This is a genomic window from Microlunatus parietis, from assembly GCF_013407955.1.
GTDB classification, from domain to species: Bacteria; Actinomycetota; Actinomycetes; order Propionibacteriales; family Propionibacteriaceae; genus Microlunatus; species Microlunatus parietis.
Map to the genome: position 1 here is coordinate 3,602,884 of NZ_JACCBU010000001.1, position 25,632 is coordinate 3,628,515.

A 25,632-nucleotide genomic window follows, 5' to 3' on the forward strand; every position below is an offset into this window, starting at 1 on the left:
CTCCTTCGTGTCACGGTCAAGCGGCAGAGTTGATCAAGGCCTCGTCGTGCGGTTGGACGAGGTCGAGCAGGCGGCGGCGTTCGTCGGCGTCACAGGCGATCAGCGGCGGCAGCGAGTCCTCGTACGGCAGCACGCCGCGGGCCGCCAACAACGCCTTGACCGTCGGCACGCCGCGCCGGATCTGGTGCACCCCGACGAGTTCGGTGATCAACTTCTGCGCGGTCGAGGCGTCCTCGGTTCGCCCGCCCCGGAACGCGGCCCAGAGCTCCGCGACCGGCCGCGGCGCCAGGTTGGCGATGCCCAGCACGATCCCGTCGGCGCCGGACTGCAAGGCACTCAGTGCCACCGTCTCGCCGCCCTGGGCGATCCCGACACCCGCCGCGTGGGCGGAGTCGATCATGGTCCGGAACTGCTCCGGATCGCCGGAACTGTCCTTCATGCCGACGATCCCGGGCAGTTCCAGCAGGCCGGCCAGGGAGCCCTTGGTGAGCGGCGTCGCGTAGGTCGGGCTGTTGTAGATGATCACCGGCCGGCCGAGAGCGGTGATCGCGGCGAAGTGCTTGATCACCTCGTCGTCACGATGCCGGAAGTACGTCGGCGGGCTGCAGACCAGGCCGTCCGCGCCGGCGTCGGCGATCGCCTCGGCGCGCAGCAGCACCTCGGCCGTGCCTGGCGCGGTGACGTTGACAACGATCGTGTGATCGGGCCCGTACGCGTGCCAGGCGGCGACCGCGTCCCGGACGAACGGCTGCAACCACTGCGTCGGCACCAGCGGACCCTCGCCGTTACTGCCGAGCAGCATGATCCGCCGGATCCCGGCCGCGGCGAACGCCCCGTACAACTTCTCCAGGCCGGCCGCGTCCGGACGCATCGTCCCGCCGACCGGTGCCAGCGGAGTGATCACCGGAACGGTCACGCCCCTGACCAGCTCGCCGCCTTCTCCGTTCATGATCATCAGTAGCCCTTGATCTCCGGCCACGCGGTCTCCACCCCGGCCTGGTCCAGCAGGGCGGAGAACTCGGCGAACAGCTCGGGCTTCTCGCCCACCTCGCCCGGTGACCGCCCGGTCGCCAGGCAGTGCGCGGCGAGCCGGCCGGCGACCTCGCCGACGTTCCACTCGACCGGGTGCAGCCGGTAGCAGCCGTTGGTGATGTGGGTGGTGCCGAGGTTCTTCGCGGCCGCGAGCAGGTTGGTCACCCGGACCGGCAGCAGCGCGCCGAGCGGGATCTGGAACGGGCAACTCGCCACGTCGATGTAGTTGTCGCCGCCGGTCGACGGATGCAGATCGATCCGGTACATCCCGACGCCGACCGAGTCCGGGTAGCTGCGCGCACCGGCCTCGCCGCGGATCGCGTACGACAGGTCCTGTTCGACCACCGTGGTCCGCGCGACGATCCGGCGCGACTCACGGATGTACGGCAGCTTGGCGAAGCCGTCCTCGGTGCCGAGCACGTCACCGCGCAGCCGCAGGCCGGGCCAGCCGGTGCCGCCGTCCGGGCGCGGCGCCTCGGTCTGCAGCCAGTAGAGCATCGAGCGGCTGAGCTCCCGGGCCCCGGCGAGGTGACGCTGCCGCTCCGGCTCGTCGGCGCCGATCAGACTGCCGTCGAGGTAGTCGATCATCGGCCAGTTGACCAGCGTCACGTCGCTGGCCAGGAAGCCCGGCCGGAACACCCGGCGGGACAGCACCCGGCGGAACGCCCACAACTCCTTGTCACCCGGATCCTTGCTCTGGTCCGCGACCACCGGCCCCGTCTCGGCGTTCGGCAGGAACTCCCGAGTCACCGTGGCGAGGGTGCGCGGATCCGGTGCGGTCAGACCCACCTGCGGGCCGGGCCAGCCGTTCGGCACGAACGAGGCGATCCGGGCGTAGTCGGCCGGCCGGTCGATCGTGTGGTCCTCGCCGTCCCGGTGCTCCAGCGCGAAGATCCACGACATCGCCTGCTGATTGTCCGGCTGCGCGAACTCGGGCGCGGACGGCTCGCCGGTGTCGTCGCGGGACTCGAAGCCGGTCACGTGCTCGACCCCGGCCAACGCGAGCAGGTCGCCGAGCTCGGTCGCGTCCAGGAAGTACGGCGCCGTGATCGTGGTCTCGGAGCCCTCCCGGTCACGGACCGTGACGGCGGTGATCCGGTCGCCGTCGGCCGCCGCGGCGACCGGTCGGTGCTCGCGGAGCACGGTGAGCCGGCCGGCCGCGATCAGCGGACCGACCAGAGACTCGAGCACCAGGGCGGCGACCCGCGGCTCGTGGCAGAGCCGACTGACCCGGCCGTCGCCCGGGTTGAGGAACGGGTCGGCGGCGGCATCGGCGGTCAGCGGATACCAGCGGCGGTAGTGATCGCGGATCTCGTTGCGCAGCCGCCGATAGCTCCGGGTGCAGCCGAACTGCTCGATCCAGGCATGCTCGTCGGGCGGCACACCCTGGCTGGTCAGCTGCCCGCCGATCCAGTCGGACTCCTCGGTCAGCACGACCCGGGCTCCCGACTCGGCGGCGGCGAGCGCCGCGGCGACGCCGCCCAGCCCACCACCGATCACGGCGATGTCTGCGTCCAGCTCTGCCACGGTCACCTCTTCGTCCGACGGATGTTAGTACGTATAAAACCTCGGGATCCCGAGGCTGTCAATACGTATCAAGAATGTTGTCGCTTTTCCTCCTCAGCTCGACCGATAAGGCGCTTCAGAGCCGTCCAGCGTTCGAGCTGAGGAGCTTTCGCGACACCGACCCGTGAGGGAGTCAGGCGACGTGCGAGACGCGGAGAATCTCGGTACGGGAGCTGGACGGTGTAGGCATCGTTCGGTGCCGCCATCGACGCCGCCGGTGGCCGCTTCACGCTGACGTACACCACCGTCGCGGTCGTCGCTCGGCGAGGCTGACAATGGCTCCATGTATGTCCCGCCAGCCAACCAGGTCACCGACGAAACCGAACTCCGCGCGATGGTCGAGGCGAACCGCACCGCCTGGCTGATCACCGCCGACGAGGCCGGTCGCCCGGCGGCGACCCTACTACCGATCATCTGGCGCGAGTCCACCGTGATCGCGCATCTCGCGATCGCGAATGATCACTGGAAGCTGCTCCGCGAGGATCAGCCGTGCCTGTTGATCAGTGCCGGGCCGGACGCGTACGTCTCGCCGTCCTGGTACGCCAGCAAGGCCGAGCACGGCCGCGTCGTGCCGACCTGGAACTACACGGCGGTCGAACTCACCGGCACCGTCCGGGTGTACCGCGACCCGGACTGGCTGCGGCACGCGGTGACCGAACTGACCCGCCTCCAGGAGGCTGACCGGGAGCAGCCCTGGGCCGTCACCGACGCACCCGATGCGTTCGTGACCGGGCAACTGCGCGGCATCGTCGGCATCGAGGTGACCGTGACCGGGGTGACCGGCAAGGCGAAGCTGAGCCAGAACCGCTCCGCCGCCGACCGGGCCGGAGTGATCGACGGGCTCGACGGCGAATCCGATCCCGGGGCGGCAGCCATGGCCGACGCCATGCGCCAGGACACGGCGCTAGGACAAGCGAAACGGCGCCGGTCGCAATGACCGGCGCCGTTCCTCAAGCATTACGTGCGATCAGATCGCGCGCACCTTCTCGGCCTGGGGGCCCTTCGGCCCCTGGGTCGTGTCGAACTCGACCCGCTGGCCCTCGTCGAGGGACCGGTAGCCGGTGGACTCGATCGCGCTGTAGTGCACGAACACGTCCGCCCCGCCGCCGTCGACCTCGATGAAGCCGAAGCCCTTTTCAGCGTTGAACCACTTAACGGTTCCTTCTGCCATGGTTGTTCTCCTAGACATCTTGGGCCGCACCTCACAGCCCAACTGCTGTCGGGCCTTGAGGCGCCTGCCCCGTGCCCGCGCAAGATCTCAGGCGCAGTTACTTCACCACGACTCAGGAATTGCCAGCGCGAGCAGTCTTGCACAAATTGCGTGCTGTCCGCTCGTTCACGGTGCACTGAACCCCGACCGACGCCTAGGAAGTGCACAAGAGATTCACAGGAAACGGGGGTAAGGGAGCGCGCTACCGGCCGGCTCGCGACGTCGAGGCGATCCATCTGTTCCCGGGTGAGTTCCCCGCCGATCGAGCCGAGCAGGTCGTCAGGTAGGCCGGCGTTCGCGGCCCGATGATGGGTGCGGTGACCCCGGGCTGCTGGAGCAGCCAGCGGACCGCGACCTGCGGGACGGTGCGGCCGGCCTCCGCGACGACCGGTGGCTCCGAGAGATCTGTAGTCCGTCCGGCGACCGTACGAGCTGGAGGGCGCTCCAGCTCAAGCCTCGCTACGGAGCACCCTGTTCATCGGTCAGGTACCACTGCTTCTTGATCTTGATCATCACCAGGGTGCCGTCCACCGTGGTCTTGCCGCGCAGGGATGCGGGCGGGAACTCGTAGCGCTTGCCGGAGACCTTCCGTACCTTCGCCGGATCGATCTTGATCGTCCGCAGCACCTTCGCCTCCTGCTCGCTCATCTCCTTGAACGCCTGCGGCAGGGCGAACAGGCAGAGCGGCCTGATCTTGGGCGCGGAGATCGAGCAGGCGTTGCCGGCGTCGTGCCGGCCGATGGCGTGCAGGTAGTACTCGAGGCGGGTGATCGCGGCCTGCTTCGGGTCCGTTGGGTTGTCGATCGACACCGGGTCGGGGCAGGCGGCGTCGGTTTCGAACGCCTCCCGGACCATCTGCTCCTTCTGCTTGATCGGGTTCGGACCCTCCGGCCCGGTCTGGTGCTTGTCCAGATCCATGGCGCCGATCGGGCCGCCGACCTCGCCCCAGCCGCCGGCATAGCCCCACCAGGGCTCACGCTGCACCTCCTTCAGGTGCAGCCAGGTCTTCCACGACTCGCCCTTGGTGCTGGTCCGGTCCTCGAGCATGCCCAGCGCCTTCAGCGGGCCCGGCAGGCTTTCGATCTTGTACCGCGCGTCTCCGATCGGGTACGAGCCGTGGCTGCCGACCGCCGAATAGGCCACCGGGTGCCCGTCCTTCCCGGCCACCTTGGCGAAGTCCATCCGGCACTTCGTGTCGTGCTGGGAGAACACCACACTCTCCGGCTTGCCGTTGGCACCGACCACCACCGTGATCCGTTCCCAGTCGCCCTCGTGGTTGCCGCCCTTGCCCTTGGCGCCCGGCGTCGGGTTGGTCCAGGTGTTGTACGGGTAGAAGAACCAGTAGATGTAGGCGGTCTTGCCCTGGTCGTCGCCGGTGCCGGGGACGTACTCGACGTAGGCCGGCGTCTCGGCGTCGTCCTTGACCTTGCCCACCTCGTGGACGACGTTCATGGCATCGAGGAAGTAGCCCTCCTTGCCGAGCGTCTCCTCGTTCGCGTACGGGCGGGTCCGCTCGGTCGTGTTGTACTCCCGGCCCTCCCGTTGGTCGCACTCGCCGTCGACCGTCTTCTGGGCCCGGTAGGCCGCCGGATCGGCGAGCTTCTCCGGCGTCGGGGTCCGGTCGATCAGGTCGTCGTCGCAGCGATCGTCGCGGTTCCAGCGCAGTTCTGAACTCTTGATGAAGAACACCGCATCGATCGGCAGGTTCTTCTCGCCCTGGCCCATCCGGACCAGCGGCGCGTATTTCTTCGCCAGTTCGAGCGAGCCGCCCCCAGCGGCCGGGCCGGCCGTCGCCGGTCCTTCGCTGGACGGGGCGGTGCTGGCGGAACCGGTCGGCGGCGGGGTCGCCGCCGCCGTCGGGCCGGCCTCTTGCTCCGGACCGCAGCCCGCCGCGGCCAGCACTGCCAGGAACAGGAGGAGGGTCAACGCTTTGCGCACGGACCGCACTCTAGAGCGCTTGCGCTGTGGCCGGGCATCTTTGGCGCTCAGGCGAAGGCTGCGGCCTGGGTCCGGTAGAGCCGCGCGTAGTGGCCGTCCAGGTCCAGCAGTTGATCATGGGTGCCGTGCTCGATCAGCCGTCCCTGATCGACGACCAGGATCCGGTCGGCCGACCGTACCGAGGAGAACCGGTGGCTGATCATGACGATGGTACGGTCCCGGCGAAGATCATCCAGCGTCGCGAAGAGGGCGGCCTCGGCCTGCGGGTCGAGGGAGGCGGTCGGCTCGTCCAAGATCACCAGGGATGGGTCGCGGTAGAGCACCCGGGCGATCGCGACCCGCTGCCACTGGCCCAGGGAGAGGTCGGTGCCGCCCTCGAGCTCGACGGTCAGCCGGGTGTCGTACCCCTGACTCAACTCGCCCAGGAATTCGTCCGCCCCGGCCAGCTCGGCTGCCCGCCGGACCGCCGCCGGGTCGACCGTGTCGCCCCGGGCCACGTCGCCGATCGCGATGTTGTCGGCCGCGCTGAACCAGTAGCGGGCGAAGGTCTGGAAGATCGCGCCGACCTCGCCGCGCAGGTCCAGCTCGTGCACCGGCCGGTCGTTCCAGCTGACGTGACCGGAGTCGGGCCGATAGAGCCCGCAGAGGAGCTTGGCCAGGGTCGTCTTCCCGGACCCGTTGACGCCGACGATCGCCACCAGTTCGCCGGCCTCGACCGTGAACGAGACGTCGTCGACGGCGCGGCTCGAGGCTCCCGGGTACGCGAAGCCGAGCCGGTCCACGGTGAGCCGGCGCAACGGCGGGGCCGGATCGCGGTGGATCGCCCTGCTGATCTTCGTCGTGCTCAGCAGCCGCTCGTAGTCGGCCAGCCGGAGGCCGTGCTCGCTGAGCTGACCGAGGCTGGTCGCAATCTGCTGGACCTGAGCGCCAAGCAGCAGCGCGGTCGCACCGGCGACAGCCGTGTCGGCGAGGGTCGCGGTCCCGCTGACGACCAGCCACCAGCCGAGCCCGAGGACCAGCAGGAAGGTCGCGGCCACACCGGTGGCCGCCACGACCAAACCGCTCCCGATCATCCGGGGTCTGGCCGAAGCTGAACGAGTACATCTCCCGGGCGTTGGCTCGGCTCACGAGCAGCAGTGGGATGCCGGAGAGCGCGACCACCGGGATCATCACCGGCGCGGTGACAGCCGCCGCCATCACCAGACCGATCGCCGCGACCACGGAACCGAACAGCTGGGGCACGGACATCGCCAACTGCAGCGACGAATCCGCGCTGTTCTTCGCCCGGCGCAACTCGTCGTGGAACTCGGCCCGGTCGAACGCGAGCGCCTCACTGTAGGCACTGGACAGCAGCACCTGCTCCTGGCTGGTGTAGATCACCTGCTCCACCAGCAGCCGATGCAGCCCGGCACCGATCAGGCGACCGAAGGCGATCAGCGCGACCAGGACCACCACGGCAGCGAGCAACGGGACCAGGTCGAGACCCGGCGGGCCCGCGGTCAACCGACGCGACACCTCGGCTCCGACCAGCACCACCGCCCCGAGCCCGAGCCCGGACAGCGCCATCGTCGCGACCGTACCGACGAACCACCACCGCCCGGCCGTCGCCACCAGCAGGACCCCTCGCCGGACCCCGCGCCACCAGCCCCCGTCGGGTTGCTCAGCTCTCTCCACGCATGGAGAGTATCTTTTCGAAAGATTCGTTTCTATGATCTTGTGGAGCGAACTCAGTCCTCGACGACATTGAGAGTGACCTCGATGTTGCCGCGGGTGGCGTTCGAGTACGGGCACACCTGGTGCGCCGCCTCGGCGAGCTCCCGGGCCTGGTCAGCAGGCAGTCCGGGGAGCGTCACCTCGAGCAGCACCTCGAGCTGGAAACCGCCCTGGCCGTTCGGGCCGATGCCGACCCGAGCACCGACGCTGGAGTCCGCCACCGGGATCTTCCGGGTCCGGGCGACCGCTTGCAGGGCCGAGTGGAAGCAGGCCGAGTAGCCCGCCGCGAACAACTGCTCCGGGTTGGCACCCTCGCCGGAACCGCCCATCTCCTTCGGCACGGCGAGGTCGAACTCGACCGTGCCGTCGGTCGTGCGGACGTGGCCGTCCCGCCCGGCTCCGGTGGACAGGGCCTCGGCGGTGTAGAGCGTCTCCATCATGATCCTTTCGTCAGGGTTCCTTCGGTGAAGTCGTGCAGGTGCCCGAGCAGGGCACGGGCCGTGCCGGCATCGATCCCGACCCGGTCGGCCAGGCAGCGCGGAACGTCGGCCAGTTCGGCCTCCAGTGCCGCGCCGCGCTCGGTCAGCCGGACCGTGACCACCCGCTCGTCGCTCGCCTCGCGGGACCTGGTGACCAGGTCGCGGGCCTCGAGCCGCTTCAGCAGCGGCGACACGGTGCCCGAGTCGAGCCCGAGCAGATTGCCGAGTCGGGTCACGGTCAGCTGCCGGTCCCGCCAGAGGGCGACCAGCACCAGATACTGCGGGTACGTCAACTGCCAGGGGGCCAACAACTCCCGGTAGTGCTGGGCCATCCGATGGTTCGCGGAGTAGAGCGCGAAGCAGAGCATCGCGTCGAGATCCGGACCGTGCTTCATGGCGGCTACTGTTGCACGCGATTGAGTTGTGCACGACTCAATGGGTACCGGCTCGGTGACGCCAAAGCTCCACGGCTCGGGCGCTCGAAGGCTCTGAAGCGCTTTATCGGTCGAACCGTGGAGGAATGACGACAGCACCCAGCGCGGTCACCGATCAGCCGACAACGCCGGAGTCGGGCGGGCGCGGTGCTCGTGTTCAGCCGGGCCAGGACCACCCGAGCGGGGGAGTGGCCGGACGGCCGCGGCGGGCAGGATAGGGCCATGTCCGTCGTCCGCCCGATCGTGCTGAACGTCGCGTACCTGATGCTGGGTGCCGCGATCTTCGTCGCGTTCGTGCTGCTCCAGATCGGCGTCGGTCAGTTGCTGGTGGCGCTCACCCCGCTGCCGATCTGGGCGGTCGTGATCATCGTCGTGCCGCCGATGTTCGCCGTCGGGCTGCTGCCCGGGCTGCGCGAGGTCGAGGTCGCGGCCTGCCGGACCCTGCTCCGGGTGGACCGGGAGTTGATCACTCCGCAGCACCCGACCTGGGAGCACCGCTGGCGCGCCGCGGCCTGGGTGATCCTGCACATCCTGGTCGGCGGCGTGATCGGGCTGGCCCTGGTCGGCGTACCGGTCGCGCTGGGCGGCTGGGTGGCCACCGGCGGTGGCGAGATCGGCCCGGACGGTCGGCTGATCGCCGAGCCGGCCCTGGTCGCACTGGCGATCTTGGTCGGCCTGGTCACCCTGATCGCGGCCGTCGTCGCGGCCTGGCTGGTCGGGCTGCTGCTGCGCCGGCTGGTGCCGATCTTCCTCGGCCCGACCTGGCGGGACCGGCTCGAGTTGGCCGAGCAGCGGCTGCGGACCGAGGCCGAGCACCGCCGGCTGGCCCGGGACCTGCACGACGGGATCGGGCACGCGCTGAGCATCATCTCGCTGCAGGCCAGCGCCGGTCGCCGGATCCTGGAAACCCAACCGGACAAGGCCGCCCGGTCGCTCGAGGTGATCGAGACCACCTCCCGGAACGCCGCCGATGATCTTGACCGGATGCTGGCCGTGCTGCGGGACCGGGCCGCGCCGCGCTCTCCCGACCCGGGCCTGGACTCCGTACCGACGTTGATCACCGCCCACCGCGAACTCGGCGTCGAGATCGACGCGTCGGTGGAGATCACGCCGGGGCTGGCGCCGTTGCTGTCGACGACCGCGTACCGGATTATCTCGGAGGGGCTGACCAACGCGCGGCGGCACGGCACGGGGGAACGGACCCGGCTGGAACTGACCGCCGACGAGGCCGGCGTGTCGATCATGATCAGCAACCCGTACCGGAGACGCCGGCAGGCCCGCAGCAGCGGCGGCCGCGGGATCACCGGGATGCGGGAACGTGCGGCGTTGTTCGGCGGCACCGTGTCGGCGGGCGTCGAGCCGGGCGCCGACGGCGAGAATGAGTGGGTTCTTCGGGTACGACTGCCGGCGCAGGGCACGAGCAGGTCCGAAGCAGCGCCAGACGGGAGCAGGACATGACGGGTACGGCAGACGGCGAGATCACCGTTGTCCTGGTCGACGACGAGCCGATCGTCCGGCAGGGCCTGCAGACGATCATCGAGAGCGACCCGCAGCTGCGGGTGATCGGCGAGGCCGGCGACGGCGCCGAGGCGGTCTCGGTGGTCCGGAGCAAGCGTCCCGACGTCGTCTGCATGGACGTCCGGATGCCGAACGTCGACGGGATCCGGGCCACCGAACTGGTGCTCGGGCTGCCGGAGCCGCCGCGGGTGCTGGTGATCACGACGTTCGCCAGCGACGAGTACGTGTTCGACGCGATGCGGGCCGGCGCCTCGGGCTTCCTGCTCAAGCGGGCCGACGCCGACCAGGTGATCTCCGCCGTCCGGACCGTGGCCCGCGGCGACAGCCTGGTCTTCCCCGAGTCGATCCGGCAACTGGTCGGCCAGCACAAGCCGGAGAAGGCCGGCTACACCGGGCCGCCGCTCACCCCGCGCGAGACCGAAGTGCTCGGCCTGATCGCGCAGGGCCTGACCAACGCCGAGATCGCGGACCGACTGGTGCTCGGCGTCGAGACCGTACGGACCCATGTCAGCGGCCTGCTTGGCAAGCTCGGCGCCCGGGACCGTACCCAGGCGGTGGTGATCGCCTTCACGACCGGCCTCGTGCCGACCGAGTAGCAGCAGTCCCAACTACGCGCCTTTGACAAGAGTTTGAGTGAAGCAACAAACTGTTACCTCACCCAAAGGAGGATCAAAGTGGCGGACATCGAGGACGTACTCCACGCGATCGAAAGACGCCAGACCTCGGCAGGGATGGCTGAGACGCAGGTCCTCGACTTCAAGACCGAGAAGCCGAATCCGAAGGAGACCTTTCAGGACCTCGCCGAGGCTTCCGTCTGCTTCGCAAATGCGGGCGGTGGCAGCATCGTCGTGGGCGTCCGAGACGTCGGAACTGGCACCGATGCCTTCGTCGGTACTGACCTTGACCTCCACCAACTGCGGTCGCGGATCTACGACCTGACCGAACCGCACCTCACCGTTGCGATCCGCGAGTTGATCTGGGCGGGAAAGAGGCTCGTGGAGATTCAAGTTCCGGAGGGACTCGACGTCTACTCGACAGGCAAAGGGTTGTTCCTGCGCCGTTGGACCGACCAATGTCGCCCGATGCGTCCTGCGGATGTCGCGCGTCTCAGCGACGACCGCAACGGTATCGACTGGAGTGCTCAACCCAGCGGTCGTCCGATTGATGACGTGGATCCGCAAGCCATGCAGCAACTCCGAGTTCTCCTACGCTCGAGTGGCGAAACAGCCAAGGAACAACTCGCGCGCCTGGCGGACCACGAACTCCTTCGCGAACTGCGGCTCGCGCTGCCGGACGACCTGCTGACCCGAACAGCCGACTATCTTCTGTGTCCGCCCTCCGGCTCAACGGCCCACGATTTGATCGTCTACCAGCACCGGCAGACGGCCTCGGGAGAGGCAGACCAGGTCCGCCGCTGGCAGCCGCCGATGCTGACCGCGTTCACCGAGTCGATGGCCGTGATCGCAGCAAGGATCGGTGTCACCCCGGTCAACACCGCCAGGGGTCAGCAACTCGCGATCGAGGACTATCCGACCGCTGCCGTTCGTGAGGGGCTGGCCAACGCACTGATCCATGGTGACCTCCGAGAGCGGCGGGCAATCCAAATCGAGCACTCTCCGGAGGCCCTCACGGTCCGGTCTCCCGGACCGTTGGTCAGTGGGATCACGCCGCAGAACATTCTCACGCATGGGTCGCGGGCGCGATTTCCACTCCTTGCCGCCACGATGCGCGTTCTCGGGCTTGCGGAAGAACTCGGTCAAGGCGTCGACCGGATGTACCGGGAGATGGTGCGGAGCGGGCGCACCGTGCCCAGGGTTCACGTCGACGAAGGACAGACGACCGAAACGGTCGTCGACTTCCGTGGCGGCCCACCCAATGTTCGATTGGCCCGTTTCGTCGCGGACCTTCCGGAAGCCGAACAGAGAGACACCGATGCCCTTCTGATCACGCTGCTCCTCTGCCAGAAGAGGAGCGTCACTGCCAAGGACGTCTCAACAGCAATTCAGCGCGATCCGAGGGAGGCGGAAGGAGTGCTCCGGCGGCTCGCTCACGGCGACGCCAAGATCCTGGAACCAACGGCCGGGACAGTGAACCGTCGACAACCCAACTACCGATTCACCGGCGCAGCGTTGGCGGCACTCGGACCTGCCGTTGCCTACAGCAGGCGTACTGCTTCCGAGACCGACCGCAAGGTCATCGATCACCTACGCGACTACGGAACCATCAACAACTCGACCCTGCAGCGGATCTTCGATGTCGACGTCTATCAGGCACGCGATCTGCTTCGTGATCTCGTCGGCCGAGAACTGCTGGTTCGCGTGTCCGAGCAAACCCGGGGAGTGGCAGTCAGGTACGGGCCGGGGCCGAAGTTTCCGCAGAAAGGACGCAGACGCACCGCGGTCAAGTCGACCGACGATGCCGCGCCGGCGTTCTTCGACGAGTGAGGAGACCGCCCGGACTGCAACCCGTTCCGGCCCCTGACACGGCGGAATCGGGCGTCAGGGGGTGGGCGTGGCAGACTAGCCTCGCTCGATCGGCCTTGAGAAGGTGGAGACGCCCGGCCGGCACGTGGGGATTCGCCGAGCCGTGGCGGAATCGAGAGGCATGGAGAGTTGAGGATGAAGGCGGTGGTGGGATGAGTACGCCGACGCGCACGGACGACCGCGAATTCAACCCGGTGTACCACTCCTACGGCGCGCACAAGGCCGGCCTGCCGCCCTTCGTGCCGTACTTCAAGGAGCTGTGGCACCGGCGCGGCTTCGCCGCCGAACTGAGCAAGGCGACCATGCGGGGCGCCAACTCGACGACGTTCTTCGGCCAGGCCTGGCTGATCCTCAACCCGCTGCTGATGTCCGGCATCTACTACCTGCTGGTCACGATCATCCGGAATCGGCACGACCCGACGTTCTTCACCCACCTGATGCTGGCCCTGTTCGCGTTCACGCTGATCCAGACCTCGGTCAGCACCGGGGCGACCTCGGTGACCGGCTCCGGCAAACTTGTGATGAACACAGCGTTTCCGCGGCTGCTGATCCCGCTGTCGGCGGTGCGGACCGCGTTCTTCCGGTTCCTGCCGACGCTGCCGGTGTACCTGATCGCGCACATAGCCCTCGGCCTGCCCTGGCACCCGAGGATGCTGCTCTCGTTCTACTTCCTCGCCTGCATCGTCATTTTCGGGATGGGCCTGGCCGCGATCTTCGCCACCATGCAGGTCTACTTCCGGGACACGTCGAGCTTCCTGCCGTACTTCCTGCGCCTGTGGCTCTACCTGTCGCCGGTGCTGTGGAACTTCGAGATGCTCAGCAAGATGGACCGCGTCATCCAGACGGTCGTCCAGCTCAACCCGGCCTACCACATGCTGACCGGCCTGACCGACCTGGTGCAGAACGGTCCGATGCCGGGCCCGGTGACCTGGATCGCTTCCGCCGCCTGGGCCCTGGCGGCCGTCGTGGTCGGATTCCTGTTCTTCATGTCGAGGGAGCGTGATTTTGCTGTCCGTCTCGTCTGACCCCGACACCTCGAAGGCGCCGTCACCCTCGCTCGCGGTGAAGGTCGAGGAACTCTCGATCACGTACAAGACGTCCTTCGAGCGCAAGCCCACGCTGAAACAGGCCCTGATCCGGTTCGGCCGCGGCCAGCGTGCCGTCAAGGAGGTCAAGGCCCTCCGGGACGTCTCGTTCGAGGTGCCCACCGGGACCGCAATGGGCATCATCGGTGCCAACGGCGCCGGCAAGTCCACCCTGATGCGCGCGATGGCCGGCATCCTGCCGCCGTCCTCCGGCACCATCGAGGTGTGGGGCCGGGCCAGCACCCTGCTCGCCCTCGGCGTCGGTTTCAACAAGGACCTGACCGGCCGCGAGAACATCATCCTCGGCGGCCTGGCCGCCGGGCTCTCCCGCAAGGAGGTCGAGGAGCAGGCCGACGACGTCGCCGAATGGACCGAACTGGGCGACTTCATCGACATGCCGATGCGGACCTACTCGTCCGGCATGTCGGCCCGGCTCGGCTTCTCGGTCGCCGTGCACATGAAGCCGGACATCCTGATGATCGACGAGGCGCTGTCCACCGGTGACGCACACTTCCGGGAGAAGGCGAACGCCAAGATGGCCGAACTGCGTGAGAGCGCTCGGGCCATGTTCCTGGTCTCGCACGGCCTGGGCAGCATCAAGGAGATGTGTACCGAGGCGATCTGGCTGGACAAGGGCAAGCTGATGATGCGCGGCGAGCCGGAAGAGGTCGTCGACGCGTACATGAAGTTCCTCAAGGTGAAGAAGTCGGCGACGACGACCGAGGACATCTGACTTCTTGTCGATCTTGCGATCGCTGGCCCGGCCGGACTGGCTGGCCACCCTGATCCGTGAGCGGTACGGGCTCGCGGTCGACTCGGTCGTGCTGGTCCGGTCCTTCGTCAACGACGTGTACCGGGTCCGTTCCGGGTCCGGCGATCAGCTGCTGAAGGTCTACCGGCACGGCGGGCCGAGTGTGGACGAGGTGGCCTGGGAGGTGGCCCTGACGCGGCACCTGACCGGGTGCGGGATCCGGGTGCCGCAGGTGCGTGACTGCCTCGATGGCGGGCCGGTGCCGGTGATCGACTTTCCCGAGGGACCACGGCCGGTCACCTTGTCCGAGTACGTGGTCGGGGACAAGCCGCGGCCGCCGTTCGACGACGCGCTCTATCGCCGCTTCGGGGTGGCGGTCGCGGAGCTGCACGAGGCGGCCCGCGGCTTCGTCTGTGAGCTGCCGAGGAGGCCGTACGACCTCGACGGGCGGATTCTGGCACCGCTGCGGCGGGTGCTCGTAGTCGACGGGCTTGCACCGGCCGACCGGGAGCTCGTGGAACGGGCGGCCGCCCTGGCCACGGGACGGCTGACCTCGCTGCTGCCGGCGCTGGAGCCGGGTGTCCGGCACGGCGACGTGACGCTGGACAACCTGCTGCTCGCGGGCGATAGCATGATCATCTACGACTTCGACCTGGCCGGCCCGGGACCGCTGGTGGACGATCTGACCGGGGTCGCCGGCACGCCGCAGTGGCCGGCGTTTCTGGCCGGCTACCGTACCGTCCGTGATCTTGACGATGATCAACTCGCCGCGCTGCCGTGGCTCCGGATCGCCGCCACGATCGAGCACCTGGACTTCCACCTGATCCGCAAGCCGGCCATCCTGGGCAGCGAGACGCTCGGCGAGGGATGGGTGTCGGGCAACCTGGAGGCGCTTAAGCTTCTGGTTCCATGATCACCGACGAGTTGATCACCGGGATCGACGAGCAGATCGTCTTCCGGTACGCGGTCGACGGAGTGTCCTGGTTCCAGACCCGCGCCGACCGGCTCCCCGACGGCTCGGTCCTGATGTTGCTGCAGGAGATCATCGACAACGACAACTACCTCGGCTCGCACTGGACCCGGACGGGTGACGGTGGCGCCACCTGGAGCCGGCCGGAGCCGATCCCGTCGCTGGCCCGAATCGATCATGGCGGCGGGCTGGAGGAGTCGATCCTCGATGTGACGCCCGGCCTGCATCCGCAAACCGGCACCGTGATCGCGATGGGCCAGAACACCTGGTATCAGGACGGTGCGCTGCGCACACCCCTGCAGGATCGCTACATCTTCTACGCGGTACGGGATCCGGGCGGGACCTGGGGTCCGCGGCGGAAGCTCGACTGGGGCCATCCCGAGGCGACGGCGTCGCAGTCCTGCGGCTGCGGGCAGCGGCTGGTGCTGCCCGACGGTGACGTCCTGGTGCCGCTCAGCTGCTCGCCGTATGGGCGGCGGGATCGGGCCGCGACCACCCTGCGCTGCGGCTTCGACGGTGAGCAGCTGACCGTGCGTGAACACGGGCGGATCCTGCGGCATCCGGTGGACCGGGGCCTGCTGGAGCCGAGCCTGGCACTGTTTCATGATCAGTTCCTGCTGACCATCCGGGCCGAGGACGGGCTGGCGTACGTGAGCCGGTCGGTCGACGGGCTGGACTGGGCCGACCCGCGGCCGTGGACGTACGACGACGGGGAGCCGCTGCCGACCACGACCACGCAGCAGCAGTGGCTGACCCACAGCGACGGGCTCTACCTCTGCTACACCCGGCAGACTCCCGACAACCCTGCCGTGCCGAGGCACCGCGCGCCGCTCTTCCTGGCCCGGGTCGATCCCGGGACGCTGCGGCTGATCCGGGCCACCGAGCGGATCGCCGTCCGGATGCGCGGTGACGGCCGTGCCGTACCCAACACCGTCCCGATGCTCGGCAACTTCGCCACCGTCGCCGCGAGCCCGGACGAGTCCTGGATCACCGTCGGCGAACACAACCCGAGGACCGGCTTCGACGGCGACACGATCGTCGCCCGGATCCGCTGGTCCCGCCCCAACCGCCTCGTGACCCGAGAACGTGGAAAGTCGGGGCCACCAGACCCGGCGTAACCTTCCACACTCCCGCGTCGAACACGTTCCCGGAGCCTGTCGAAGGGCAAGGCCCGATCTGGCTCGGCACCTCGACAAGCTCAGTGCACGCCGGAATCACGCGCCCTGGCGCGACGAAATCCCGGTGCGGTCCCTGGCCGATGATCATCAGCACCCGGTGACCTACTTCTGCGGGGGTTCGCGGCACCTCGCGAAGATCATCGAGCTCTTCGACACCGTGTTCGTCCTCGATGTCGATCGGGAAACCCTGCTGCGCCGATTGGCCCGTCGACCGGAGCACGAGTTCGGCGGCAAGCAGGCCGAGCGAGACTTCCTGGCAGGGCGGTACCGGACCAGGGCGGACCGCATCCGGGATCGCCGCCTGCCCGAGGGGCGATCGTGATCGACACCGGCCGTCCGCTCGCCGGGTCGTCGACGAGATCCTCCGGTACACCCTTCCTGAGTGACCTCACCCGTGAGCGACGCCACAGCCGTTCCCGGTCAGGAATCGCGTCGCCGTTCGGCTCTAGGCACGAAGTGCCACCGACCACGGGAGGGACAGCCGCATGCGTATCACCGTCTTCGGGGCCCACGGCCTCACCGGCCGCCTGCTCACCGAGCAGGCGCTCGCCGCCGGGCACGAGGTCGCCGCGGTCACCCGGCGGCCGGACTCGTTCCCGTTGCACCATGATCGACTCGAAGTCGTTGGTGCCGACGTCCTCGATTCGGCGGCCGTCGACGCGGCTGTGGCGGGCCGGGAGGCGGTGCTGTCGACGCTCGGCGTACCCGCGAGCCGGGAGCCGATCAGCACGTACTCGCGCGGGGTGATCAACGTCATCGCCGCCATGCGCCGGCATCGGGTCCGGCGCTTGGCCGTCGTCAGCTCGAGCGGGGTCGATCCGCGGCCGTATACCGACGGCGGGATCCTGTTCAATCGCGTGCTCCTGCCCTACGTGACGCGCGTGCTGGGCAAGACCCTGTATGACGACATGCGCCGGATGGAGGCGTTGGTCAGGGACAGCGAGCTGGACTGGACGATCGTGCGCCCGAGCGGGCTCTTCCACCTGCCGTCGATCACCGATTACACCGTGGTCGAGGGACACGCCGACGGCCGGTTCACCGCCCGCGTCGACGTGGCCGCCAGCCTGCTGGCCCTCCTCGACGACGATCGGCACGTGCGAAGGACCGTCAGCGTGATCACCACGGTCGGCAACCCCACCCTGTTCCAGTGGATCCGCCGCGAGGCACTCGCCAAGCCGTGAGCGACCGCGCTCCGCGCTCGACGGACGCGAGGAAATCCGGTCGTGTCCCGTCGGCATCGACCGTTACGCTCCCTGCGATGGGCGTACGGAACTACCTGATCGAAGGAGTGTCCGGCAGCGGCAAGACCGCGGTCTGCACGGAGCTGCTGCGGCGCGGCTACGAAGCCATCCACGGCGATCGAGTGCTGGCCTATCAGGGCGATCCGGAGACCGGCGCACCCCTGACCGACGCCGAGGTCACTGCCCGCGGTCCGTTCGCCGGCCGGCACGGGGCCGGTTGCGACTGCCTGGAATGCCTGGCCTGGGCCGACCGGTTCTGGGTCTGGAAGCTTGATCGGGTGCAGGCCATGATCGCCGATCACCGTCAGTCGGTGACCTTCTTCTGCGGCGGCTCGAGAAACGTCACCAAGATCAACAGTCGCTTCGACGGCGTGTACGTTCTCGATGTCGATCTTGAAACCCTGCTCAGCCGGCTGGCGCGGCGGCCGGAGGACGAGTTCGGCGGCAAGCAGTCCGAACGAGACCTCGTGGCGCTCCGGCACCGGACGCGCGCGGCCCGCCTCCGGGATCTCCGCGTCCCCGAGGACGCCATCGTGGTCGACACCAGACGACCGCTCACCGAGGTCGTCGACGAGATCATCCGACGGAGCGCATCGAGAGTGACGTCAGCGACCGCGATCGGGCCAGCGGGAGGTCGTTAAGTCGCCACTCGGCGAGCCGACTCGAGCCGCCTACCGCCGGGACCTTGGGTTCGGATTCGGTCGTCGCTCGATCCGTGAGACGTCACCTCTGCAGCGACACGCCGCCAGAACGCCTGCTTTTGTGACCGGTCGGCGGGTTTTAGAGGGGGCGGCGGAAGCGGATGGGGCCGTCGGGTTGGTGGGTGACCTCGAAGCCGAGCGCCTGGTGGAAGGCGATCGAGCGGTCGTTCAACGGGGAGGTGATGGCCCAGACCTCGGTACGGCCGTTCCGGCGGGCCAGGTCGAAGAAGCGGTCGTAGAGGTCGGCGGCGAGGCCGGTTCGGCGGAGGTCGGGGCGGACGCCGATGAAGTGGACGTAGGCGACTTCGGGGCGGGACGGGGAGAGGAAGCCGACCAGGAAGCCGGCCAGGCCCTGGTCGTCGTCGGCGACGAAGCTGGTGCCGAAGAAGTGGTCCAGGAACAGGGGCTGCAGGACCGCGGCGATCGGGCGGCCCCACCAGTCGTCCAGCACCGGGTGGATCCGGTCGTGATCCTCCGGGACGGCCTGCCGTACCCGTACGTCGCTCATAAGCCCGCTCCCTCCACGTCGACCCAGGACTGCCCGACGACCGCGAGCTCAGCGGCCCCGCCGGACACCTCGGCGACCAGCCGTGCCAGGCCGTCCGGGTCGCGTACGGCGGCCGGGATGATCACCGGGTCGGCCCAGCGGACCTCGCCGACGTCGGCGCCGGCCTGGCGGACCGTGTTCTCCAGCTTTCCCGCCTGCGCCGCCGGTACGGAGATCTCGACCAGGGTGCGCAGCTCGCGGACCAGCGTCCCGGCGTCGGCGAGCGCGGCCTGGGCCGCCGCCGTGTAGGCGCGGACCAGGCCGCCGGCGCCGAGCAACGTACCGCCGAACCAGCGGGTGACCACCGCGCCCACGTCGCTCACTCCGGCCCCGACGAGCACCTGCAGGATCGGGGCTCCGGCGGTGCCGGACGGCTCGCCGTCGTCGTTGCTGCGGGTGATCCGGCCGTCCGGGCCGAGCACGAACGCCGAGCAGTGGTGCCGGGCGTCGTGGTGCTCCCGCCGGGCCCGGTCGATCACGGCCCGCGCCTCGTCCTCCGTGGCCACCCGCTCGACCCGGCCGAGGAAGACCGAACCCTTGGCCTCGTACCGTCCAATCCCGGGCCCGGCCACCGTCACCGACCGCGCGAGCGTCACTCCTGGTCCAGTCGCCGCCGAAGAAACTCGGCCAGGTCACCGGCCTCCCCGTCGGGTCCGCCGCGGCCGACCACCAGCGGCGGGGGAGTCGCGGTCAGCTTGACCCCGCGGACGCGTTCGGCCAGCCCGCCCGGCACCAGCAGCACGAAGTACTCGCCGTTCTCGCCGATCGCGACGGAACGGTCCCGGCGGAGATACCAGCCGGTCCGGTCGGTCCGGGCCTCGGCGCCGGACATCAGCCGCGCCCGCAGCCGCTCGGTCGGCAGGCCGCGCCGGCGGGCCTCGGCGACGAAGGCGTCGATCAGCCGCTGCGCCTTGACCGCCTCGGTCCGCTGCTGACCCTGGGCCAGATCGGCCCGGCGGGCGGCGCCCTCGGCGCGGGCGGAGCGCGGATCGGTCACCCGAATGACCCTACCCATCCGCCGCGTGGCCCGGGAACTGATCCGCTTCGGCCGGAGTTGACTTGCTCGGACCACTACAATCGGGCAGGCCGTGCGGCCAGAGGTCCGCGGCACATTCGGGGAGTATCAGTCAGCGAAGGGTCTTGACGCCATGCCGGACACGCCGGTCGACCTGTTCACCTTCAGCGAGGAGGAGGAACCGCGAGAGCGTCGCCCGCGCCCGCCCAAGAAGAAGCGGCGGGCCCTGCCGGCCGTGCTGATCGCCGTCGCCGGCGTGCTCGTCCTGGCCCTGGTCGCCGGCTTCCTGTACGCGGCCTCGCTGAACCGGTCCGTGTCGGAGAACCTGCAGCGGACCGACGACTCGATGCCGGACCCCGACGACACCGAGCGGCCGGAGAAGCAGCCGTCGCAGGAGAAGGGCGCGGTCAACTTCGTGCTGCTCGGCTCCGACAGCCGCGACCCGGACAACAAGAGCGGCACCGGCCGGTCCGACGTGCTGATCGTGGCCCACCTCAACGCGGCCCGGGACAAGGCGTACCTGATCTCGTTCACCCGCGACCTCTGGGTCGAGATCCCCGGCAAGGGCAAGGCCAAGATCAACGCCGCGTACTCGTGGGGCGGCCCGAAGCTGACGATCAAGACCGTCGAGTCGCTCACCGGTGCCCGGATGGACCACCTGGCCTTGATCGACTTCGACGGGTTCACCGAGCTCACCACCGAGCTCGGTGGCGTGACGGTCACCAATGATCAAGAGTTCAGCTCGCACGGCTTCCACTACCCCAAGGGCAAGATCACGATCATGGGCGAGGAAGCGCTCTGGTTCGTCCGGGAGCGGAAGGCCCTGAAGAACGGTGATCTTGATCGGGCCAAGAACCACCGGAAGGTGATCCAGGCGATCCTGGAGAAGGGCCTCAGCCCGGAGACGATCGCCAACCCGCAGCGGTTCACCACCTTCGTCGGCGGCGTCGCCTCGCACCTCACCGTGGACAACGCGCTGACCGACGACAAGATCCGCGACCTGGCGTTCTCGCTCCGGCTGCCGCCGTCCCAGATCTACAGCCTGCAGGCCCCGATCTCGGGCTTCGGCACCTCCGACGACGGCCAGGCGATCGACCTGGTGGACGAGGAGAAGATGGCCGAGCTGTCCAAGGCGCTCCGGGACGACACGCTCGACGAGTACGTCGCGAAGTACCCTCCGAAGGAATAGGCGACAGACCCTACGAGAGACTTGCCGACCATGGAGTGGATCCGCGCCCTGCGACTGCTGTGGCGACACGGCTACTTCCGGAAGCTGATGGCGGTCCGGATCGCCACCCAGTCCTGCGACGGGCTGCTCCAGGTGGCCCTCGCCTCGTACGTCCTCTTCTCGCCGGAACGCCAGCCGGACGCCGGCTCGATCGCGGCCGTGCTGGCGATCACGCTGCTCCCGTTCTCGGTCCTCGGCCCATTCGTCGGCGTCATCCTGGATCGCTGGTCGCGCCGGCAGGTGCTGGTCGTGGTCGACCTGATCCGGGCCGTGCTGGTGCTCGGCCTGGCCGCACTGGTCGCCACCGGGTTGCGGACCGGCTCGGTCGAGGCGCTGTTCTACGGCGGCGTCCTGCTCGCGATGAGCCTGAACCGGTTCCTGCTGGCCGCGTTGTCGGCCGCCCTGCCGCACACCATCGAGCCGACCGAATACATGGTCGCCAACTCGGTGGTGCCGACCGTCGGCCCGGCCGGCGCGCTGGTCGGGGCGGCGCTCGGCACGCTGCTCCGGCTGGTGTTGGGCAGCCAGGTGCCCTCCTTCGCGGCGGACGCGACGCTGTTCATCGTCGCCTGCGGCGGGTACGTGCTCAGTGCCTGCCTGGCCCTGCGGATCCCGCGTGATCAACTCGGCCCGGACGAGCGCGGCACCCGTTCGGCCCGGGACGTGATCGCCGGGCTGGCCGTGGCGCTGCGTCACCTGCGCGAGCGCCGGGCGGCCGGGATCGGGCTGCTCACGATCGGCCTGCAGCGGCTGATCTTCGGCGTCGTCACGGTGGCCACGATCCTGATCTTCCGGAACCACTTCCACAGCATCGATGACGTGAACCCGGCCATCGCCGACCTCGGCCTGTTCGCGGTGATCACCGGGGCCGGCTTCGTCGTCGCGGCGGCGATCACGCCGTTGATCACCGCCCGCGCCGGGGTCCGGGCCTGGGTCGTCGCGGCGCTGCTGCTGTCCGCCGTCCTGCAGGTGTTCCCGGGTGCGATCTACACCAAGGTCACGTTGATGATCGCCGCGTTCCTGCTCGGCGTCACCGCGCAGAGCGTCAAGATCTGTGTCGACACCCTGGTCCAGGCGCACGTCGACGACGACGTCAAGGGCCGCGCGTTCGTCATCTACGACATGATCTTCAACGTCGCGCTGGTGGCGGCCGCCTGCATCACCGCGTTGATCATGCCGCCGGACGGGCGCTCGGTGCCGGTCCTGATCGGACTCGCGGCCTGCTACGCGCTGATCGGCGTCGCGTTCCTGATCGTCACCCGCGGCCTCGACCTGAACGCCGGCACCGAGTCGATGCGGGAGGCCATCGACGACGAGGCGGCCGCCGAGGAGCACCGCGGCTGAACCCGTCTCGCCGACTTTCGCCGGCTCTACCCGCGCCGCCGCCGATCAACTTAACCTTGGACCATGAGGACGCGCGTGCTGGGGGCCACCGTTGCCTTGATCCTGCTGGTCGGCGCAGGCTGCGGTACGGGCTCGACGCCCGAGGATCCGGCCGCCCCGGAGCCCGGCACCTCCTCCGCACCGGTCGCGCCGCCCCCGTCGCCGACGCCGGAGCCGTTGTCCAAGGACGCGTACCAGAAGCTGTTGACCGCGTCCGAGGCCGCCGTCCGGAAGGGCTTCGACCAGGTGATGGCGGCGAAGTCGATCAAGGAGGTCCAGGCCGCTGCGGACAAGTTGGCCGGGGTGATGTCGGGCGAGGCGCAGAAGATCAACACGACAGAGGCGCCGGACGAGGCGCTGGCCGCCGACGGGGAGCTGCTCCGCCTGCTCAAGGCCTCGGCGCCGAAGTTCGAACCGAGCAACGCCAAGGCCAACGAGTGCGGTCTCAAGCCGAGCACCACCGAGCAGGTGATCCAGGCCAAGCGGGCCGTGCACGAGTCGGTCAAGCCCGACGGGCTGAAGCACGTCACCGCCCAGTTCAAGAAGATCGGCTACCGCTGGGGCCAGAAGCTGCTGCCGGCCAAGCCTGAGCCGCCGGCGAAGAAGAAGCGGCGGGCCGACAACGGTGAGGTGATCGAACGCAACGGCAGCCGCGGCAGCCGCTTCCTCAAGATCAAGAACGACACCCCGTCGGACTACGTGGTGGCCGCGGTGACGAAGAACCCGAAGAAGCCGATGGCGAGCATCTACGTCCGTGCCAACTCCGACACCACGCTGTACAACCTGGCCGCCAAGACCTACACCGTCTACTACAAGACCGGGACGGACTGGGACGACGACCGGAAGACCTTCACCCGCGGCTGCGCGTTCCAGAAGTTCCAGTTGTCCTTCCTGCCGCAGTCCAACTGGGAGATCGAGTTGAAGAAGCGGATCGGCGGCAACGCCAGCACCCAGCCGACCGAGCCGTTCTGATCCCTGCCGGTCAGGACACCGCCAGCGAGGCTCCGGTCAGCCGCTCCGCCTCGTCCCAGAGCCGGCGCGCGGCCCCGGCATCGCGCGCCCGGCGGGGGATCCTGGCGACGCCGGTGGTCCCGCGGAACTCCAGCAACCCGGTCGGGCCGTAGTAGCCGCCCTGGCGTGCTTCGGGATCGGCCGCCGCGTACAGCAGCGGCTCGGTGCCGACGCCGACCTCCTGCAGCCGGAACGGGCCGAGGCCGTGGTAGCCGCGGCGCGGCCGGTCCCGGCCGAGGTTCGGCCCGGCGGTCTGCAGATTGGTCCTGGTGACGCCGGGATGCGCGCCGGTACTGAGCAGCGGCCAGCCGCGCTCGGTGGCGATCTCGGCCAACCGCAGCGTCATCATCACGTTGGCCAGCTTCGACTGGGCGTAGGCCCGGGTCGGTCCGTAGCCGCGCTGGAACTGCGGATCGTCGAACCGGATCGTGCCGAAGTGCGCCATCCCGCTGCTCATCGTCGCGACCCGGGGCGCGGCCGCGCGGAGCAGCACCGGCAGCAGCCGTACGGTGAGCGCGAACGGGCCGAGGAAGTTGCTGCCGTACTGCAATTCGAAGCCGTCCACGGTCGTGTGCCGGGTCGGCGGCATCATCACGCCGGCGTTGTTGATCAAGGTGTCCACCCGGTCGACGCCGGCCGCGAAGTCGGCCACCGAGGCCAGGTCCGCCAGATCCACCCGGCGCACCTCGAGGCTCGCCCCGGGCTGCCGGCCCAGGATCTCCAGCCGGGCCTGCTCGCCCTTCTCCGGCGTCCGGACCGCCATGATCACGTGCGCACCGGCGCCGGCCAGCCGGGCGGCCGCCTCCTTGCCGGTGCCGCTGTTCGCGCCGGTGACGATGATGATCTTGCCGGTCTGATCGGGTACCTGATACATGCCTCCACTTTAAGAGACCGGTGGTCTGTTCTCAAGAGACCGGTGGTCTGAAATACTGGCGGCATGGCCACGTTCCACCGCGCCCGCAGCGAGGAGCAGCGGGCCGCCCGCCGGACCGCGATCCTCGATGTCGCCGCGACGATGCTCGGCGAGCAGCCGGTCGCCGAGCTCAGCCTGAACGCGCTGGCCCGCCGGGTCGGGCTGGCCAAGTCCAACGTGCTGCGCTACTTCGACTCGCGCGAGGCGATCCTGCTGGAGTTGCTGACCGCACAATCGACCGACTGGCTCGCGGAACTGTCCCGGCTGCCCAAGCCGCGCGGTGCCGTCAGCACCCGAAGCCGTCGACTCACGACCGCCATCGCCGAGTCGCTGGCCCGGCGGCCGGTGCTCTGCGATCTGATCGGGAGCCAGGCCGCCGTTCTGGAACGGAACGTGTCGGTCGAGGTCGCCGCCCGGCACAAGCGGGCGTCACTGGCCGCGATGGCCGACTTCGGTGCGATCGTCCGGCGGGCCCTGCCGGAGCTCGACGACGAGACGGCCCGGCTCTTCGCCGCGGCCACCCAGCTGACGGCAGGGGCGCTCTGGGTCCACGCCCAGCCGACCGAGGTGCTGCGGGCCGTCTATGACGCACATCCCGACCTGGCCGTGTTCAAGATCGACTTCGTCGCCGACATGCAGCGGTTCCTGTCGGTCGTCCTGGCCGGGCTGCTCGCACAGAATCCCAGCTGACTCGGGATTTGCTCCCTAGACTTCTGCTGGAGTCGGTGCGACGGGGCACCGCGTCGGCCGGGGAGGCCATGATGGACGCGATCACACCGGATCGTCAGCTGATCACCATGATCGACGCGCGGCAGCAGGACCTGGTCGGCTACCTGCGCACGGCTCGGCCGCGCGGCAGCCGGCTGGCCGTGGCGGGCATCATCTTCAGTGGTGCGTCGGCCGCCTTCACCGCCGGACCGGCGTTCGGCGGGCCCGGCTTCACCCAGACGGTGACCGATCTGGTGGGACTTCAGCAGACCTCGATCGTCTGGCAGGTGCTCTGTCTGATGGCGCTGATCGTCTCGGTGGCCACGACGGTGACGATCAACCTGGCCAACAGCCAGCAGTTGAGCAGCCGGGTGGCCGCCGCCGAGACCTGCTCGGCCGAGCTGGACGGCCTGCGCACCTTGATCGACTTCGGGCAGATCCCGGTCGGCGAGGCGGCCCGGCTCTACCACGGCTACGTCTCGAAGATCGGCTTCATCCCCACCGTACGGTGAGTGCCCGGACCGGCGG

General features: G+C 69.1%; 29 protein-coding genes. 17 read left to right on the forward strand and 12 right to left on the reverse strand.

Annotation, left to right across the window (positions count from 1 at the left end):
• Window positions 1–16 precede the first annotated feature (16 nt).
• Window positions 17–955, reverse strand: coding sequence for a dihydrodipicolinate synthase family protein (locus tag BKA15_RS17285; RefSeq protein WP_179752789.1), 939 nt, complete (start codon window positions 953–955; stop codon window positions 17–19).
• Window positions 955–2,559 carry an FAD-dependent oxidoreductase gene (locus BKA15_RS17290; protein ID WP_179752791.1) on the reverse strand — a complete coding sequence of 535 codons (1,605 nt, stop codon included), beginning with the start codon at window positions 2,557–2,559 and terminating at the stop codon, window positions 955–957. The genes BKA15_RS17285 and BKA15_RS17290 overlap by 1 nt, the downstream gene beginning before the upstream one ends.
• Before the next feature lie 322 nt (window positions 2,560–2,881).
• Between BKA15_RS17290 and BKA15_RS17295 the strand changes: the two genes are divergently transcribed.
• Window positions 2,882–3,535 (forward strand): FMN-binding negative transcriptional regulator, encoded by a 654-nt coding sequence (locus BKA15_RS17295; protein WP_179752793.1) that lies wholly within the window; start codon window positions 2,882–2,884, stop codon window positions 3,533–3,535.
• Between the two features lie 30 nt (window positions 3,536–3,565).
• Here BKA15_RS17295 and BKA15_RS17300 read toward each other — a convergent pair whose 3' ends face one another.
• The 4 genes from BKA15_RS17300 to BKA15_RS17315 all read right to left on the reverse strand — a co-directional run bounded on the left by BKA15_RS17300 (window position 3,566) and on the right by BKA15_RS17315 (window position 6,798).
• The gene (locus BKA15_RS17300; RefSeq protein ID WP_179752795.1) at window positions 3,566–3,769 is read right to left on the reverse strand and encodes a cold-shock protein; all 204 of its coding nucleotides are present in this window, start codon (window positions 3,767–3,769) and stop codon (window positions 3,566–3,568) included.
• Window positions 3,770–4,010: 241 nt separating this feature from the next.
• Entirely contained in the window at window positions 4,011–4,256 is a 246-nt protein-coding gene (locus tag BKA15_RS37320) for an aldo/keto reductase (RefSeq protein ID WP_218872159.1), read from the reverse strand.
• Between the two features lie 11 nt (window positions 4,257–4,267).
• Window positions 4,268–5,746 (reverse strand): Vps62-related protein, encoded by a 1,479-nt coding sequence (locus BKA15_RS17310; RefSeq protein WP_179752798.1) that lies wholly within the window; start codon window positions 5,744–5,746, stop codon window positions 4,268–4,270.
• A gap of 47 nt (window positions 5,747–5,793) precedes the next feature.
• Window positions 5,794–6,798, reverse strand: coding sequence for an ABC transporter ATP-binding protein (locus BKA15_RS17315; protein WP_179752800.1), 1,005 nt, complete (start codon window positions 6,796–6,798; stop codon window positions 5,794–5,796).
• An 89-nt stretch (window positions 6,799–6,887) separates the two neighbouring features.
• Between BKA15_RS17315 and BKA15_RS17320 the strand changes: the two genes are divergently transcribed.
• Window positions 6,888–7,085: a hypothetical protein gene (locus BKA15_RS17320; protein ID WP_179752802.1), complete on the forward strand. Its 198-nt coding sequence runs from the start codon at window positions 6,888–6,890 to the stop codon at window positions 7,083–7,085.
• A gap of 388 nt (window positions 7,086–7,473) precedes the next feature.
• On the opposite strand, the gene BKA15_RS17325 is transcribed toward BKA15_RS17320, so the two are convergent.
• A complete protein-coding gene (locus BKA15_RS17325; protein ID WP_281385292.1) occupies window positions 7,474–7,899 on the reverse strand; it encodes an organic hydroperoxide resistance protein in 426 nt (141 codons plus the stop codon).
• Window positions 7,896–8,333, reverse strand: a complete 438-nt coding sequence (locus tag BKA15_RS17330; protein ID WP_179752804.1) for a MarR family winged helix-turn-helix transcriptional regulator — start codon at window positions 8,331–8,333, stop codon at window positions 7,896–7,898. Before BKA15_RS17330 ends, BKA15_RS17325 begins: the two co-directional genes overlap by 4 nt.
• Window positions 8,334–8,594: 261 nt before the next feature.
• On the opposite strand from BKA15_RS17330, the gene BKA15_RS17335 reads away from it, so the two are divergent.
• The 10 genes from BKA15_RS17335 (at window position 8,595) to BKA15_RS17380 (ending at window position 18,239) form a co-directional block, all read left to right on the forward strand.
• Window positions 8,595–9,830: a sensor histidine kinase gene (locus tag BKA15_RS17335; protein ID WP_179752806.1), complete on the forward strand. Its 1,236-nt coding sequence runs from the start codon at window positions 8,595–8,597 to the stop codon at window positions 9,828–9,830.
• On the forward strand, window positions 9,827–10,486 hold the full coding sequence (locus BKA15_RS17340) for a response regulator transcription factor (RefSeq protein WP_179752808.1): 660 nt from the start codon (window positions 9,827–9,829) through the stop codon (window positions 10,484–10,486). Before BKA15_RS17335 ends, BKA15_RS17340 begins: the two co-directional genes overlap by 4 nt.
• A 78-nt stretch (window positions 10,487–10,564) precedes the next feature.
• Window positions 10,565–12,334, forward strand: coding sequence for an RNA/DNA-binding domain-containing protein (locus BKA15_RS17345; RefSeq protein ID WP_218871424.1), 1,770 nt, complete (start codon window positions 10,565–10,567; stop codon window positions 12,332–12,334).
• Between the two features lie 191 nt (window positions 12,335–12,525).
• The gene (locus tag BKA15_RS17350; RefSeq protein WP_179752810.1) at window positions 12,526–13,398 is read left to right on the forward strand and encodes an ABC transporter permease; all 873 of its coding nucleotides are present in this window, start codon (window positions 12,526–12,528) and stop codon (window positions 13,396–13,398) included.
• Between the two features lie 37 nt (window positions 13,399–13,435).
• Complete coding sequence (locus BKA15_RS17355) at window positions 13,436–14,191, forward strand: ABC transporter ATP-binding protein (protein WP_312879088.1); 756 nt, start codon at window positions 13,436–13,438, stop codon at window positions 14,189–14,191.
• A gap of 4 nt (window positions 14,192–14,195) precedes the next feature.
• Window positions 14,196–15,122 carry a phosphotransferase enzyme family protein gene (locus tag BKA15_RS17360; RefSeq protein WP_179752813.1) on the forward strand — a complete coding sequence of 309 codons (927 nt, stop codon included), beginning with the start codon at window positions 14,196–14,198 and terminating at the stop codon, window positions 15,120–15,122.
• A complete protein-coding gene (locus BKA15_RS17365; protein WP_179752816.1) occupies window positions 15,119–16,297 on the forward strand; it encodes a sialidase family protein in 1,179 nt (392 codons plus the stop codon). The genes BKA15_RS17360 and BKA15_RS17365 overlap by 4 nt, the downstream gene beginning before the upstream one ends.
• 124 nt (window positions 16,298–16,421) lie before the next feature.
• Window positions 16,422–16,679 (forward strand): hypothetical protein, encoded by a 258-nt coding sequence (locus BKA15_RS17370; protein WP_179752818.1) that lies wholly within the window; start codon window positions 16,422–16,424, stop codon window positions 16,677–16,679.
• A gap of 163 nt (window positions 16,680–16,842) precedes the next feature.
• Entirely contained in the window at window positions 16,843–17,538 is a 696-nt protein-coding gene (locus tag BKA15_RS17375; protein ID WP_179752820.1) for an NAD(P)-dependent oxidoreductase, read from the forward strand.
• A 77-nt stretch (window positions 17,539–17,615) separates the two neighbouring features.
• Window positions 17,616–18,239: a nucleoside kinase gene (locus tag BKA15_RS17380; RefSeq protein WP_179752821.1), complete on the forward strand. Its 624-nt coding sequence runs from the start codon at window positions 17,616–17,618 to the stop codon at window positions 18,237–18,239.
• Between the two features lie 139 nt (window positions 18,240–18,378).
• On the opposite strand, the gene BKA15_RS17385 is transcribed toward BKA15_RS17380, so the two are convergent.
• Genes BKA15_RS17385 through BKA15_RS17395 form a run of 3 tightly spaced genes read right to left on the reverse strand, consistent with a single transcriptional unit; the run spans window position 18,379 to window position 19,843 of the window.
• Window positions 18,379–18,807 (reverse strand): GNAT family N-acetyltransferase, encoded by a 429-nt coding sequence (locus tag BKA15_RS17385; protein WP_179752822.1) that lies wholly within the window; start codon window positions 18,805–18,807, stop codon window positions 18,379–18,381.
• A complete protein-coding gene (locus tag BKA15_RS17390) occupies window positions 18,804–19,442 on the reverse strand; it encodes an IMPACT family protein (protein WP_312879090.1) in 639 nt (212 codons plus the stop codon). The genes BKA15_RS17385 and BKA15_RS17390 overlap by 4 nt, the downstream gene beginning before the upstream one ends.
• Window positions 19,439–19,843 carry a hypothetical protein gene (locus BKA15_RS17395; RefSeq protein WP_376766806.1) on the reverse strand — a complete coding sequence of 135 codons (405 nt, stop codon included), beginning with the start codon at window positions 19,841–19,843 and terminating at the stop codon, window positions 19,439–19,441. The genes BKA15_RS17390 and BKA15_RS17395 overlap by 4 nt, the downstream gene beginning before the upstream one ends.
• Window positions 19,844–19,994: 151 nt before the next feature.
• Here BKA15_RS17395 and BKA15_RS17400 point away from each other — a divergent pair, with 151 nt between their 5' ends.
• The 3 genes from BKA15_RS17400 (at window position 19,995) to BKA15_RS17410 (ending at window position 23,444) form a co-directional block, all read left to right on the forward strand.
• Window positions 19,995–21,050, forward strand: a complete 1,056-nt coding sequence (locus BKA15_RS17400) for an LCP family protein (RefSeq protein ID WP_179752824.1) — start codon at window positions 19,995–19,997, stop codon at window positions 21,048–21,050.
• Window positions 21,051–21,080: 30 nt separating this feature from the next.
• A complete protein-coding gene (locus BKA15_RS17405; RefSeq protein WP_179752825.1) occupies window positions 21,081–22,433 on the forward strand; it encodes an MFS transporter in 1,353 nt (450 codons plus the stop codon).
• Between the two features lie 63 nt (window positions 22,434–22,496).
• Window positions 22,497–23,444 carry a hypothetical protein gene (locus tag BKA15_RS17410; protein WP_179752826.1) on the forward strand — a complete coding sequence of 316 codons (948 nt, stop codon included), beginning with the start codon at window positions 22,497–22,499 and terminating at the stop codon, window positions 23,442–23,444.
• Window positions 23,445–23,454: 10 nt separating this feature from the next.
• Here BKA15_RS17410 and BKA15_RS17415 read toward each other — a convergent pair whose 3' ends face one another.
• Window positions 23,455–24,357 carry an SDR family oxidoreductase gene (locus tag BKA15_RS17415; protein ID WP_179752827.1) on the reverse strand — a complete coding sequence of 301 codons (903 nt, stop codon included), beginning with the start codon at window positions 24,355–24,357 and terminating at the stop codon, window positions 23,455–23,457.
• Window positions 24,358–24,420: 63 nt separating this feature from the next.
• On the opposite strand from BKA15_RS17415, the gene BKA15_RS17420 reads away from it, so the two are divergent.
• Both BKA15_RS17420 and BKA15_RS17425 read left to right on the forward strand, forming a co-directional pair.
• Window positions 24,421–25,086: a TetR/AcrR family transcriptional regulator gene (locus tag BKA15_RS17420; protein ID WP_179752828.1), complete on the forward strand. Its 666-nt coding sequence runs from the start codon at window positions 24,421–24,423 to the stop codon at window positions 25,084–25,086.
• A gap of 35 nt (window positions 25,087–25,121) precedes the next feature.
• Window positions 25,122–25,616: a hypothetical protein gene (locus BKA15_RS17425; RefSeq protein ID WP_179752829.1), complete on the forward strand. Its 495-nt coding sequence runs from the start codon at window positions 25,122–25,124 to the stop codon at window positions 25,614–25,616.
• The last annotated feature ends 16 nt before the right edge of the window (window positions 25,617–25,632 follow it).

Coding starts and splice junctions, on each gene's coding strand:
- BKA15_RS17350 (WP_179752810.1), top strand. CDS start 12,526: ATGAGTACGCCGACGCGCACGGACGACCGCGAATTCAACCCGGTGTAC.
- BKA15_RS17335 (WP_179752806.1), top strand. CDS start 8,595: ATGTCCGTCGTCCGCCCGATCGTGCTGAACGTCGCGTACCTGATGCTG.
- BKA15_RS17300 (WP_179752795.1), bottom strand. CDS start 3,769: ATGGCAGAAGGAACCGTTAAGTGGTTCAACGCTGAAAAGGGCTTCGGC.
- BKA15_RS17320 (WP_179752802.1), top strand. CDS start 6,888: ATGCCGGAGAGCGCGACCACCGGGATCATCACCGGCGCGGTGACAGCC.
- BKA15_RS17325 (WP_281385292.1), bottom strand. CDS start 7,899: ATGATGGAGACGCTCTACACCGCCGAGGCCCTGTCCACCGGAGCCGGG.
- BKA15_RS17410 (WP_179752826.1), top strand. CDS start 22,497: ATGAGGACGCGCGTGCTGGGGGCCACCGTTGCCTTGATCCTGCTGGTC.
- BKA15_RS17375 (WP_179752820.1), top strand. CDS start 16,843: ATGCGTATCACCGTCTTCGGGGCCCACGGCCTCACCGGCCGCCTGCTC.
- BKA15_RS17400 (WP_179752824.1), top strand. CDS start 19,995: ATGCCGGACACGCCGGTCGACCTGTTCACCTTCAGCGAGGAGGAGGAA.
- BKA15_RS17380 (WP_179752821.1), top strand. CDS start 17,616: ATGGGCGTACGGAACTACCTGATCGAAGGAGTGTCCGGCAGCGGCAAG.
- BKA15_RS17285 (WP_179752789.1), bottom strand. CDS start 955: ATGATCATGAACGGAGAAGGCGGCGAGCTGGTCAGGGGCGTGACCGTT.
- BKA15_RS17405 (WP_179752825.1), top strand. CDS start 21,081: ATGGAGTGGATCCGCGCCCTGCGACTGCTGTGGCGACACGGCTACTTC.
- BKA15_RS17330 (WP_179752804.1), bottom strand. CDS start 8,333: ATGAAGCACGGTCCGGATCTCGACGCGATGCTCTGCTTCGCGCTCTAC.
- BKA15_RS17340 (WP_179752808.1), top strand. CDS start 9,827: ATGACGGGTACGGCAGACGGCGAGATCACCGTTGTCCTGGTCGACGAC.
- BKA15_RS17415 (WP_179752827.1), bottom strand. CDS start 24,357: ATGTATCAGGTACCCGATCAGACCGGCAAGATCATCATCGTCACCGGC.
- BKA15_RS17385 (WP_179752822.1), bottom strand. CDS start 18,807: ATGAGCGACGTACGGGTACGGCAGGCCGTCCCGGAGGATCACGACCGG.
- BKA15_RS17295 (WP_179752793.1), top strand. CDS start 2,882: ATGTATGTCCCGCCAGCCAACCAGGTCACCGACGAAACCGAACTCCGC.
- BKA15_RS17420 (WP_179752828.1), top strand. CDS start 24,421: ATGGCCACGTTCCACCGCGCCCGCAGCGAGGAGCAGCGGGCCGCCCGC.
- BKA15_RS17365 (WP_179752816.1), top strand. CDS start 15,119: ATGATCACCGACGAGTTGATCACCGGGATCGACGAGCAGATCGTCTTC.